The sequence below is a fragment of the bacterium genome (assembly GCA_021108215.1).
GTDB lineage: Bacteria > Oederibacteriota > JAAXVQ01 > JAAXVQ01 > JAUVAV01 > JAIORK01.
In genome coordinates this window covers 14,081-27,653 of record JAIORK010000064.1, presented here as the reverse complement: position 1 = coordinate 27,653, position 13,573 = coordinate 14,081, and the positions used below count along the sequence as shown (strand labels likewise).

Annotated in this window: 8 protein-coding genes and 1 pseudogene; all 9 read right to left on the bottom strand. The window is 50.3% G+C overall.

The annotated features are described in order from the left end of the window. Positions 1–403 precede the first annotated feature (403 nt). Positions 404–802, bottom strand: a pseudogene (locus K8S19_13790) (Bro-N domain-containing protein). 146 nt (positions 803–948) lie between these two features. Beyond that, positions 949–1,587: a four helix bundle suffix domain-containing protein gene (locus tag K8S19_13785; protein MCD4814749.1), complete on the bottom strand. Its 639-nt coding sequence runs from the start codon at positions 1,585–1,587 to the stop codon at positions 949–951. A 215-nt stretch (positions 1,588–1,802) separates the two neighbouring features. Beyond that, a complete protein-coding gene (locus tag K8S19_13780) occupies positions 1,803–2,600 on the bottom strand; it encodes a hypothetical protein (GenBank protein MCD4814748.1) in 798 nt (265 codons plus the stop codon). Between the two features lie 192 nt (positions 2,601–2,792). Beyond that, entirely contained in the window at positions 2,793–4,025 is a 1,233-nt protein-coding gene (locus K8S19_13775) for a beta-ketoacyl-[acyl-carrier-protein] synthase family protein (GenBank protein MCD4814747.1), read from the bottom strand. Then, positions 4,022–4,759, bottom strand: coding sequence for a 3-oxoacyl-ACP reductase FabG (gene fabG / locus K8S19_13770; GenBank protein ID MCD4814746.1), 738 nt, complete (start codon positions 4,757–4,759; stop codon positions 4,022–4,024). Before fabG ends, K8S19_13775 begins: the two co-directional genes overlap by 4 nt. Further along, entirely contained in the window at positions 4,752–6,407 is a 1,656-nt protein-coding gene (locus tag K8S19_13765; GenBank protein MCD4814745.1) for a C45 family peptidase, read from the bottom strand. The genes fabG and K8S19_13765 overlap by 8 nt, the downstream gene beginning before the upstream one ends. A 374-nt stretch (positions 6,408–6,781) precedes the next feature. Further along, positions 6,782–7,999 (bottom strand): beta-ketoacyl-[acyl-carrier-protein] synthase family protein, encoded by a 1,218-nt coding sequence (locus K8S19_13760; GenBank protein ID MCD4814744.1) that lies wholly within the window; start codon positions 7,997–7,999, stop codon positions 6,782–6,784. Then, complete coding sequence (locus K8S19_13755; protein MCD4814743.1) at positions 7,996–9,501, bottom strand: NAD(P)/FAD-dependent oxidoreductase; 1,506 nt, start codon at positions 9,499–9,501, stop codon at positions 7,996–7,998. Before K8S19_13755 ends, K8S19_13760 begins: the two co-directional genes overlap by 4 nt. 10 nt (positions 9,502–9,511) lie before the next feature. Next, positions 9,512–13,306: a 1-acyl-sn-glycerol-3-phosphate acyltransferase gene (locus K8S19_13750; GenBank protein MCD4814742.1), complete on the bottom strand. Its 3,795-nt coding sequence runs from the start codon at positions 13,304–13,306 to the stop codon at positions 9,512–9,514. Positions 13,307–13,573 lie beyond the last annotated feature (267 nt).

Here is a 13,573-nt window from a genome sequence, read left to right as displayed (position 1 = left end):
CGTTCACCACGGAGATCACGGAGGACACGGAGAAAGGCTTGTTAGGATAAAATCATAAAGGCAGAAAAACCAATGATCCTATTTTCTGCGTTTAACCCTACAGAAGATTTAAGCAGTTGATTTCCCCGTGGTCACCGTGAACACCGTGGTAAGATTTTTTACTTTTTTAAAAGCATTCACCACGGAGGCACGGTGAACACGGAGAAAGCTTGTTAGGATAAAATCACAAAGGCAGAAAAACCAATGATCCTATTTTCTGCGTTTAACCCTACAGAAGATTTAAGCAGTTGATTTCCCCGTGGTCACCGTGAACACCGTGGTAAAATTTTTTTGCTTTTTTAAAAGCATTCACCATACTGCTCTTTCTATTTACTTATTATTGAATCCCAGCACATAGCGGAGCTCACTGAGGACACGGAGAAAGGCAAAACCAACCCAGGGGTAAAGGCACAAAGCGCTCATATCCGACTTTGGCCAGCCATAATTTAATTGGTTCTGCTTTGGGACTGGGCACAGATTGAATCAGGCGCAAGAGTGTTTCCGGATTAGCAGTATCCGTCAGCCTCATCTTTCCATCCTCGGCAATCATTTTCAACTGGTGACATTTTGTCACCAGTTCACTTCCTTCTGCTTTTAATCTCTCTTTGAGCTTATTCCAGTATTTGCGGGCAGTCTGATAGTCCGGTTATTGGATCAGCACTTGTATAATATCCACCACCGAAAAATACCAAGTCTCAGTCTTTTCATCAAATTGTCGGCGGATTTTATGATTTTCAAAAAAAGCCAGTGAATGCTTGTTCATGCTTCCTCCTGTACAATTATAATTATATTTTTGTTGGAATACCCTCTAACACGCTCCATCATTTCCAAAAAATTTATTCGGATAAAAATCCACAGGCTTACCCGAAGAATACCGGGGAGAAGATCAAATCCAATTTAAAAAACATCCTATGGTCTTGTCTGTCGCCGATTTTGTGAGCGAACACGATATAACCTCTCGGTGAATCCACCCTGTTCTTCAAAAGATTGAGCAAGTGCGGTGATCTGACGGTCGAGGAGGCTGCAAGCCACTGCGATCAAGACCAATACTGCATTAGCAGAATATTCCGACCAGCTGGACGTTGTGGACTGTATGGACGTGATTTTTGATTGACTTGGCATTTGTCCACCTTGTCCATAAAGTCCACTCTTTGTCCAAATTTTCACCCAATATGCCACCTCGTCTGCGGTTGTACACCGGGCATTGATCAATTCCTGCCTCCGGGGATCGTTCCTGTCCCAAAACACCATACCACGCTGCCGTAAAAAGTCCTCATAATCCAAGCGTAATTCTTCCAAACTGGCTCGGGCAACATTGGTAAGCTTGAGTTCGGTTTTTTTGGAAGTTCCCGAGGCCTGCGAACCTTCCGCAATATTTTGAACTCCACTTCTGGCCGCTTGTATCATCTGATCACGTGTCCGGCTAAACCGACTGATGTAGCGGTCACAAAATCGTGTGGTAATATCATATACAAGTTGAGCAACCTGAAAGCTTTTCAATTTTCGATACCCTCCGTGTTTGGGGATGAGTGGTTCTTTTTCCAGCATGGTTTCTCCCTAAAGATGGTCTACTTATTGAGACTGATTTCCAGGTAATTTGTTACAAGATAATTTATATTTTTGGTGCCAAGTGCACTTATTAACTCAAGGGTCCCATTATGTTCGCGTTGGCACGATAGCCCTATTACAAAAAACGCCTCCTTCTTTTATCCAGAAGGAGGCGTTGATGTGCTGTGTACTTTTATGTCAATGCCGAACGTGTATTATTTCGGCATTTCCGGTGCAAAACGGATGGTATCTCTTTCTTCATCAATGAACGGCTGGGGCACCGGCGGTTCTTTGGCAAATTCATAAAAGATTTTCATGACATTTTTCACACGGAACATACCGGCATTGGCATTGAACTCCACTTCGGTGACATGATGCTGCTTCTCCTGGCCCATACCCGTCCCGGCCCGCGAGGCGGATTTTTCCTTGCGTCTGCTTGATGGCCTTGCGCCACTGGCAGCATCTGCCATCTGTGACCGCTTTGCTGTCTCTGATAAAAACGGCTGAGGTGGATGAAGGGCCCGGTCCAGCTCCTGGCTGTTCCAAAACCAGGCAACACCGATCACGCCCATATTTTTACTATAAGATTTTCCTTCCCGGTCTTCCTTCCACTGAGCATAGGCTGCGGTATCTTGGGTAAACAAAAATTTCCGCAAGGTTTTTTTACTGGTCTGCCAACCGGAAACAGTAATAGACGAATTCGGCGCAATCATCCATTTTTGTGCCTTTCGGGGAGAGGTACGCTTACCATCAATCGAATTAAGCCCGTCAATTGATACGGCCACAGCAGCTCTCACTGGCAAGGGATTGTGGATCACAATGGAATATTCCTCATTCGGCCTTACTTTGAGCATGACCTTATTCGCTTTTTTAAACTCCTGATAATGGCGGTGGTTGGATTTGACAACATGCGCTTTAAACGTGTACCCCTCAAATCTTTCGCTATACGCGAAAAGATTAGTTGAAACCAGCATAACCAAAGCAATTGCACTGACCAGATAACGGTATCGCATTTTTTCTTCCTCCCCTTTTTTTATTTGTTATTCCCCTAAATAAAAATGCCCTGAACATTGGTGCCTTAACCACCCTTCTATTAGTGGTACGTATGGACGCTCCAAAAGGTTACATTGCAGGCTGCATTCTAGCATACCAGTAGACAGGCCTTGCAATCAAATTTTTCATCGAGGCGGCAAGCTCCTGCAATTCTAGTATTTCAGCACCAATGATGCATTGGTGCCGCCAAACCCAAACGAGTTAGAGAGAACTGCACGCGGTTTTCGATCAATCCGCTGTTGGATAATATTCAGTTTGTCCGTGTCTTCGTCGCCTGCTTCATAATTAACATTCACGGGCATGAAGCCTGCCTGCGCCATGAGTGTGCAATATACCACCTCACTGGCACCAGCCATCCAGCACTCATGTCCGGTGATGCCTTTGGTAGACGAAACCGGCGGGCAAGTCTTAAATACCTGTGTAATCGCCTTTGCCTCGGCAGCATCTCCCGACAAAGTTGACGTGGCATGTGCATTAATATAGTCAATTTTCTTAGGTTCAATACCTGCCTGCAGGAGCGCTTTTTGCATGGCGCGCACGCTGCCCGGCACATCGGGCAAGGAAAGGTGATGTCCATCTGATGAAAAACCATACCCTGCAATAGTGCCGAGAATTACGGCACCCCGCTGCCTGGCATGGGCTTCTGATTCTAAAACAATTACTGCCGCGCCGCCACTGGGCACCAAACCATCGCGGTGCCGGTCAAAAGGGCGGGACGCTTTTTCCGGTTCCTGCTCGCAGGTCGAAAAAGCATTCAGCGCATCAAAGGAAGCCATGCAATGCATATTAACTTCCTGGGCACCGCCGCAGAGCATGATTTCCTGCTGTCCGGCTGCAATCAGCATCGCAGATTGTCCGATCGCATGAGCTCCGGACGCACAGGCAGCTGACAAGGTCCAGTTGGCGCCTTTAATTTTTAAGTGCGTGGCCAAATTCATACTAACCGTGGAATTCATAATCCTAAAAATACTGCCCGCTCCGATTGCTTTGGTTTCACCGGCCGACTTCATCATGTCCCAGGCCTCAACACTTGCCCGGGCACTGCTGTCATTTCCCATGATAATACCGGTTTCTTTTTCCGCCAGCATCTCCGCATCCAAACCGGACTGTTGCAAAGCCTGCTGCGCGGCTGCATACGCATAGAGCGTAGGCTCGGCCATGGTGTTGGCCATACGCCGCCCCACACCAAAAGTTTTGGGATCAAAATCACGAATCACGCCGGTTAACGCGCTGCGAAATCCCGCCTTTTTTCGCGCCGGATCAAAAACAATACCACTGCGCTGGATGAGCAGTGATTTTGTAACTTCATCGATATTGTTTCCCAGACAGGAAATAATCCCCAACCCGGTGATGACAACTGTATGACCATGCGCCTGCGAACTCAAATGAGAATGCCTCCGTTCATTGAGAGTACCTGACCGGTAATATAGGCTGCCTGGTCGGAAAGAAAAAATTCAATAGCCGCTGCAACTTCGTCTGCCTTCCCAACACGCCCCAAAGGAATCATGGGCAATACTTTGTCCATCGGTATCCCGGCGATCATATCGGTCTCAATGAAACCGGGCGCCACTGCGTTGACACGAATCTTGCGTTTGCCGACTTCTTTGGCCAGCGCCTTGACCGCACCGATGATCCCCGCTTTGGCTGCGGCATAATTCACCTGTCCGGCCATGCCGGACAATCCCGAGACACTGGTCACAGCCACAATGGTCCCGCGCCGGGCCAGCAGCATTTCTTTTAATGCCGGTTTGACAACATTGTAAAAACTATTGAGGTTCACCCCGATAATTTTTTCCCATTCCTCGGGCAGCATCATGGCCAAAGGGGCATCGGCATGCATCCCGGCATTGAGTACCATGGCATGCAAGGCGCCGTTTTTCTCCACCCATTGAGTGATCGCGGACAAACAAGCCTCGCGGTCACTCACATCAAACGGCAGTAATTCCGCGCTGCCGCCGGCCTGAACAATCCCGGCTTGTACTGCCTGGGCCTTGGCCTGGTTTTCCCTGAAATTCATCACAATATGATAACCGGCCCGGGCCAACCGTTTGGCACAGGCTGCACCAATGCCACGCGATGCGCCGGTAATCAGGACACGCGCTTTGACTCCCTCATTCATGCGTCACCTCGCGCAATGCTTTGATCTCTGTTTCCATGTCCTCACGCTCCCCAAAAAAAGCCGGCTTTAAAGCCAGTGCTTTTTGATAGGCCGATAGTGCTGCGGATTTTTTATCCAAAGCCTGCAATGCTTGGGCGGATAAATAATATACCTGATAATCGTCGGGATTTAAACTGCGACTACGCTCACAAATATCCAGTACGGATTGAAATGCTTTTTGCTTCAACGCTTGTTTCGCTTTTTCCAGTTCCCGGGTATAGGTCTGATAGATTGCGTATTTCCCGGAGACCAGCAGATCATCGGCAACAATCGTCGCTACTGCCGGTTTTTCATAAAACGCATCTAAAGCAAACGGCACAAAGCGTCCCAATTGATGCGGCGTCGCGCTCACCCAGGCAATCCGGTTCTTCAGGTCAAACACCATGCTGTGCGAGGCAATCAACGGATTAATGGCTGACCGGTTTCCCAGCCCGAGCGGCCCATCATCCAATGCCAGACGATCGCGCAAAATATCCACGCACATAGATACTGTTATTTTCTCCCCCAACCGGTCAAGTAATTGGGTCAGACGGGAAAGCCGTGCAATTGAGGTCCCCTCTTTTTGATAATCACGATTGGCTTGATCGCCGGTGTATTCGGATGAGAGAAAATGGTTGGCAACCTTGATCCGCCCATTTTTCATTTTCCGTACGATGGTACGCTGCGGTGTTTTTTCAACAACCACAAAACTATTTTCCTGTCCGGATCCGATTAAAAAAGATTCTGAGATAAATACTTTTTCCTCTGTGATGACCGCAATGGCCTGATCAAGGGTTTCCGCCTTTGTCAGAACCTGACGCGCCACGACCGAGACCGGCATTCCAAGTTTGGCTTTATCGCTGCTGTGCCCGGCCAGCAAGACCACGCCAATACCCGCCTCATTGAGGCCGGATACCACACCCACCATGCCTGGCCAGGCTATCGAGAGAAAACGCAATCCCGCTTCCGGCTGAATCACCATCACCAATTTGTGTTCATCAAAGGCTGTGCCTGCCTCAAAATCAAAATTCCGCGCCATAAGCGGGGCATTGGCTGCTGTCATCTCCGCGCTCAAACCAAACGCAGTACACGCCATAAACATGTAATCCATATAGGCATGGGAAATATCATGCGCTGCCAGATAGTTGAGCAGCCGGTTAAAATAATCACCGTATTGCGGATAGTTGTCTCGGGATGCCAGCACCAATCCTGCCAGCTCCGCCTGCACGGCCGGCGGCACGAAGCGATCCAGGCCGCGGTTGCGAATTCCCACCAGACGCGCCATCAACCAGCGCACTGCCGCATAAGGGATAAAAGTTTCCACGGTCTCAATCAGCGAACGCTCCATTGCGGCAAATTCTTCAGTATACAAACGCGCCATGGCTGCGCCGCGGCCTTCGGGCAGGCCTTCCAGATGGCAGGCATCCACGCCCTGACGTGTAAACGCGTAATTTTTACCCACCCGGCGCATCCCGTCTTGTTCGACAATCTCAGCATCCCGGATGGCAACGCACAGTGCCTGGTCCACCACCGGCATCGGCGCACTGCAAATCAGCTCAATCCCCTGCACCAAAAACCAGGTTATACTGATTGCAATCAGGAGCATACCAATACCAATTTTCTTTTTCATCGTGCCGCCCTTCTTATGGAGCCCCACGGGCAAGCCCGTGGTACCCTTTCGACCTTGCGTCGCACTCTCATTTGGCAGGCGACATCCCGCGAAGCATTTGACGCATTCATCCCCGGGCAAGCCCGGGGTGTTCTGCGGAGCGGGATAAAAATAATTTCTCAAATACCTGCCGGTCAAACATCTATCTTACAAAAATTATATTTTTAACAGACGAGGCAACACATAAAATTGAAAAATAGATGTCCGCCAAGCAGCTGCCCCGGAAAAATTGCGGTCTTTTTGCTTTTGAATGTTAAAAATATGATTTTTGTAAGATAGCCCCCTATTCATTCTCAACACACGCACTCTGTTGCCACGATGACAACGCACTTATTTTATTCTTCCGGCGGTGCTAAAACCAGGCTGACATTGATCCCGCCAAAAGCAAAACTGTTTTTCATCACATAACCCGGTTCCCAATCCCGGGGTGTGCGTACAAAATCAAGCTCCCGACCCTCTGCCAGCGGTGTATCCAACCGGCGAATCGGCCACAATTGTCCGGCCTCCATCATTCCCAACACACCAATACTCTCGATCCCGCCGGCAGCAGCCAAAGTATGCGCGGTCGATCCTTTAAACGCGGTCACCGCGACTTTGTCGTCAAAAAGGCTCTGCAACGCGCTTGCCTCTGACGCATCTCCCAAAAGTGTCCCCGTAGCATGAGCATTGACTGCGCTTATTTTTATGGGTGCCACCTCGGCCGAGCGCATGGCTTGCTGCATACAGTCCTGCATGGCGTCTGCACTGGGGGCGGTCATGTGATCCGCGGAACACACCGAGGCATAGCCTTTCACTTCTCCGAAAATCGTTGCCCCGCGCCTGCGTGCCTGTTCCCGTTCTTCCAGTACCAAAACCCCGGCACCCTCTCCCAAAACCAACCCGTCGCGCGCCTGATCGAAAAGCCGGGGAGCTTTTTCCGGATCACCCTGACGCGATGCTGCCGCCAGGATATCGAACGTGCCGGCGGTTGTGGGATGCAATTCTTCCGCACCCCCGGCAATTACAGTATCCAATATGCCGTAGCGGATCGCTTCAAATCCTGCGCCGATGGTCTGAGACGCTGTGGCACAGGCTGCTGAGAGTGATTCCACCCGGCCGCGAATTCCCAAATAGAGCGCGACATTCACCGCAGTGGTATGACTCATGATTTTCATAAACTCGGTGCCCGGCGTCTGCTCCATGCCTTGTTGTACAAAGCGTGAAAAAAAATCTTCCGAAGCCGCCAAGCTCCCGGTGGTAGACCCCATATACAATCCGATGCGGGTTTGATCCATTGCCGCGATATCCAGCCGCGCATCCTCTAAGGCGGCACGACTTGCCAAGCTTGCGAGAATGGAAACCCGCCCCATGGTCCGCCGTATCGGCCGGGGAATTATCTTTTCATTCAATTGGGGTACCGGCGCTGCAATGGAAACGTGCATCCCCTGAATGGAATGCCATGCCGGTTGTAGACACACTCCGATTTTCCCGGTTTGCAATGCTTCCAAAAGCGGTGTCACGCCCGCACCAAAAGGCGACACCACGCCTCTCCCGGTAATAACAACACGTCTCATTTTTTCACTCCCACGCATTTCATGATTTTTTCAAATCCTGCCAAAGCACCGGATGCCGCAACCGCAGAAATACAAACTCCCAAAACACCGGGGAGTACAATGCTCTGACCTGCCAGATAAAAATTCCCCAACCGGGTGCGTACCGAAAGCGTGGCTTCGCGCAATTGCTGCCAGGGTTTTTTAATCCCATAGGTACTGCCCTCCTGGGTGCCGGTATAATCACGGAGCGTCAGCGGCGTAGATATCTCATGATAAACAATTTTGTCCTTGAAGCCGGGAGAAAGTTGCTCCATGCGGTCAAGCACAGCCTGGGCCAATGCCGCTTTTTGTTCCTGATAGGCTTTGGGACGACTGCCCCGGGAGCTGTTCCGCCAATCGGCCCACCGTTCCCAATTGTCCGGAAAAATAATTGTAACCGCCCGATAGCCATTTTGCGATGCTCCTGAAGATGTTACAAAAAGTGTATGCGGTGCATGCATTCCCTGCCCACCCAAAGAATATTGGGATGCCATATCCCATGATTGATGAATAAAATAATTTCTATCCGGCGCAAACGCAGCATCTTCCCTGACCACAAGATAAAGACAACTGGAAGCGATTGTTTCCGAAAGACCGGACACGCGCTTCCGGTAAATTGGACGCACTGCTTTTTCCCTCATCCAGGTTAACATGGTTTTAGGGTGGACCGTGGCAATAAACCCCTCTGCGGAAATCACGTCTCCATTAGTCAGACGGACGGCCTGGGCCTTGCCCTGGGAGGAGAGCACCTCACAAACCTCGGCGGAGCAGCGGACCGTCCCCCCGGATTGTTTAATACGCTTGACCAGGGCCTTCACCAAATCCATACTCGAGTGCTTGAATTTCCAGGCACTTTGAATGAAGGAGTGAAAGATCAGTGCATGGATATACACCGGACACTCCTTTGGCACCAGACCGTACAAAGATCCATTGGCTGACAAAAGGGACCGGCACTGTGAATCCGCGATATGTGTCTCAAGATAGTCCTGCAAACTCATGCGTGCAATCGGATCAGCCAAAATTTCCTGTTCCCTGTCCGGACGCAGCGTACTGTCGGGATTGTACAAGGGAAAATTCTTCACAATGGCGCGCCAGTCGTCGATACAGCGTTGTATCCCCCGGGCCTCTTGAGGAAAACACGCACTAAGTTTTTCGACAAAAGCCTGTTCACCTGTGGGTACCGCATATTTCATATCCGGAAACCAGTACTCCTCAAAACCATTTTGGTCCATTTCTTCAAACTCACAGTCTGAAAACAGATCCAGCGCCTCAAAATATTTCCACAAAACCTGACCTTTGGCCAGTGCTCCCAGATAATGAACGCCGGTATCAAACCAAACACCCTTCCGCTTGAACCCGGCCAGCAAACCGCCGGGGGTGGGTTCTTTCTCCAGTACCGTCACGTGCCAACCGGTTTTTGCCAGCAATGCACCGGCGTATAAACCCGCCATGCCTGATCCGATGATGACTACTTTTTTCTTCATAATTGAACCCTTAGCGTGCATTTTTTTTAAGTACAAACAGTGTATTTGATTTCCCGGCACGACACAAGCTGGATTCAATTTGTATCAATCCAGCCTCTTCAAAAAGCTTTTTCCACCCGGCCTGATCATGAAAATACAGACCTTCCCGTTTTTGATTAAATCCGATCCAGGTGGTAAAACGTTCCCCCCACGAGACCGCATGGTGCAACTGCCGGTTCCGGCATCCGTCACGGACAATCAGGCTGCCGCCGGGCGCCAGCCAGTCTGCCGCCCGCTGCAATAGTTTTTTCTGCATATCCACAGACCAATAATGCAATACATCCAGCAGTAATACTGTCCGGGCCAATTGCGGAGTCGCACTTAAAATATCCGCCTGGATAAACGTCATATTGGGTTGATAACGCGCGGTTGCCCGGGCAGCGGCTATTTTCCCTGCATCATCATCCAGGCCAATCAATTCCCGGTTACGCTCGGCAATCGCAGCCCAGTGCAGCATAAGTCCCATGCCGCAACCCATATCCACAATGGTCCCGGTTTTCGGCAAAAGCGCGTTCACCTGTTCATACACTTTATCCAGTTTTAATTTCCAGTAAATATAATGTTCCACCATCGGCCCCTGATAAGCAAAACGTTCCTGAATTTTTTGGCGGATGATCTCAGGCAACGCTGTTAAATAATGATACGCTGTCATGGCATGATCGATTTTTTGCCGGGCCGCCCGTGCCATGTCGCGTACTGCGTCATCGCCGGAATAATCCTGGGGGTCCATGGGATCCAGCCCCTTGATTAAAATACAATGCGGCCCCACCACCCAGGTACTGTCGCGGATACCGGAACGGGTGTCGAGCAGTGCAACCGGTTGTACTTTTATCCCGGTCTCTTGGGCAAGCTGGAAAGCACCTTTGTGAAACCGCCGGACAACGCCGTCCCGACTGCGCGTTCCCTCAGGAAAAAACATAACCGAGATTCCTTGCTTAAGCAGCTGCCGTGCGTCTTCCAGCACTGATTCCGTGTTCCCGCCTGTGACTAAAATAAATCCCGCATTACGTACCAACGGCCCGAGAATCGGATTACGCCAAACCCATTGCTTGACAAGCATACTCTGATTTGCCAGACAAAGCATGAGTACAATATCAATCTGCGAGGAATGGTTGGCAATCAGAATCGCCGGCCCGCAGGAATGAAATTCAGCAACATCGCAAAAAATTCGTTTTCCGTACGGAAAGGTCCGCATCAGCGCGAGGTTAACCAAGCGCAGATACCTCCGGGCAAAATATCCTTTGTTTTTTTTGAAAAACACCCACTGCAACGGATGAACCAGCACCAGATACACCAGGATACCGCTAAAAATATACGTATAAATCAGCAATCCACCTAAAATAGTCCGTACAGTGCGGGGAGGAACTTCCCGGCGCTGGGGCAGGAAAATCCCCATGAGCATCGGTACTAAAAACAGGCTGTTTAGCAGGGCATAAAAAACGCCGAGTAATACCGAGAGTCCGACGGTATGTAAAACCGGATGACCGGCAATCGCAAGCATACCAAACGCGGCCATGGTCGTGGCAGCTGCCAGCAGTATCGAGCCGTCCGGGAAATGCTGACTGCGGTATCGGGCCAAGGTGCTTTCCCAACAAAAAAGCGCATAATCAATCCCCAACCCGATGATAAACGGCAACGCGACCATATTAATAATATTAATCTCCAACCCCAGCCAGGCCAGTGTGCCATAGGTCATGCCTACGGCCAGCATGATCGGCGGCAGAACAACCACCACCGGTTCCAGCCGGCCTTTGGCCAGCGCTATAATCAGACCAACAATTAAAAACGCAACCACCATGAGGGGTTTGAAATCTGTTTTAACAATTTCCAGGATCGCCCCAGCCAGGTGCTGCATATCCACGAGCTCGGTCAATGCCGCCTGCGCCGGCAATTCAGTTTCGAGCCTGGCTGCGGCCCGGCTGTCGGAAGGTTTAATCGGTGTAATCAACGTGAGGGATTGGTCGGTTGCCTGAAAAACCCGCCCAACCAAAAACAGCGTCAACCCGGCATTGCGAATATCACGCAAGGTTAAGGGCGCACCCGGATCTGCCAAAGATTTTTGAAAATGTTTAAATGCTCCGGATTTAAATCCTTGGTGCTGACCCGCTTTTTCAAGCGCATGCAGTATTTTGCGGCCTTGAGTGCCGAATGCTTTTTCAAAAGCGTGCCGGTTTTCCCGCTGCGTTTTTTTAGAAGGCAGAAACACTGCCAGTGATCTGCCCGCATACTGCGGCGCGTTTGCGGTGTCCTCCAACCAGGCATCCATTTCCTCAGCTGCTTGTAAAACAGTTTCTTCATCCTGTCCGCTCTGGAAAGCAAGTATCCTGCCGCCCGGGTCGCCAAATGTCTGGGACAAATGTTTTTCCGCCGCCAGGGTCTGAGGGCTCAAGGCGTTCAATGCCTGGGGATCACCTGTAAATTTCAGATGCGATAACTGGAAGAGGCTCATACCCCAAACAATCAGCAGTCCTAAAAAAATCCAGCCCCGGTGGTCGCGCCGCCAGTGTTCAATCCCCGCCATAACCTTATCCAGGTCCAACCAAGCTTTCCGGGCATGACCCTTTTTCTCCGGAAAAATAATTGGCAGCCCTGCCAGAGCAAAAATCATGGCGCCGAAGACGCCCATACAGGTGAACAATGCAATCCGGTACTGACCGGGAAGATTTGTTACCAACAATGCAAGAAATGCACAAGCGGTTGTCAAACCGGCGACCAACACGGGTGTCCGGATTTTTCGGGCGGCTTGTTTGGGCGGCAATGCCGATGTTTCCATGGCGTGAAACAGGTGCAGGCCGTAATCCACCGTAATACCCATCAGCGCCGAGCTAATGCCTAAAACAATTAAGGAAAATTGTTTGAAGAAAAATCCCACAACGATAATCGCGACTGCCAGGCCAACTGCGGAAGGCAGCAGTGCCAGGGGTACCAGCCAGGGACGGCGGACCGTCATCAGGGTCAACAGCACTATCGCAGCCATGGATAAAAACAGTGTCAGACGAATATCGTATTTTATTTGGCGCGCATTGTCCAGATAAGCGCGATGCGGGCCAATCACATGAAATTGCAGATCAGGCTGGCCCATGACCTGACGTACGCCGGCCGTGCTTTGGGCCATCACAGTCATCAGCTGTTCGCTTTTTCCGGTATCTGAAGGCGGCGTTTTCGGCCAGGCGGTCATAAGCAATTGGGTACGGTCCTGCGAAAAAAAACGCCCTTGAAATACCGTAACGTTGTAATTGGAAAAATGGCGGAGCCGGCGCAATACCAGCTCAGCCAAATTCAACGGATCATGTTGCAAGGTTCTCGTGATGCCGAATGCCAGGGGATTGTGAATTTGTTGTTTCAATGCTGTCAGGCGTGCCGGACTCCGGCGTATTTTTTCTTCAATTGCCGGATAGTCTTCCGGTGTTAAAAGATAGGGTAACCGTTGCACGGTCAATTCCCAGAGTTTCTGTCCCTGCTCCATGGACAAACCCGTATTAACCTGTTTAAAAAGCTTGCTCGCCATAAGGTATTTGGCCAAATGCTCGGCCGCACGAATAGCTGTGGCGGACGGATCAACCGCCGCCTTGGCATCCACTGTAATCACCACCGGTTCATTGCCTGCCAGGGCTTGCAGCCATTGCCGGGTTAAATTTAATTCGCGCCGGCTGGTCGGCAAATCATTGAACAAGTCTTCCTGCCAGGTCACCCGGAAAAAACTTATCAGCGCAGCCGCTGCAATCAAAACCAATAAAATCAAGACGCCTATTCTTTTTCGCTGCATGCTTCCCCTGGTTATTCACGTTTTATTGTTCACAGCGTCCGGATTCCACTCCGGTATCGTAATTCAATGGATGGATGACATCCCCCGAAAGCCGTTTGTATCATTGCTACTTTCCGTTGGGACCTAAAGCCCGGCGAGCAGTTGTTTTTTCATACGAAGCGATATTCTGGCCAAAATAAACCTGTTCGCCAAACAGCATCTACGGAAATTTCCCAGTGTCTTTCGTGTTCGTATGAAAAAACAACTGCTCGCCGGGCATAGTCAAAC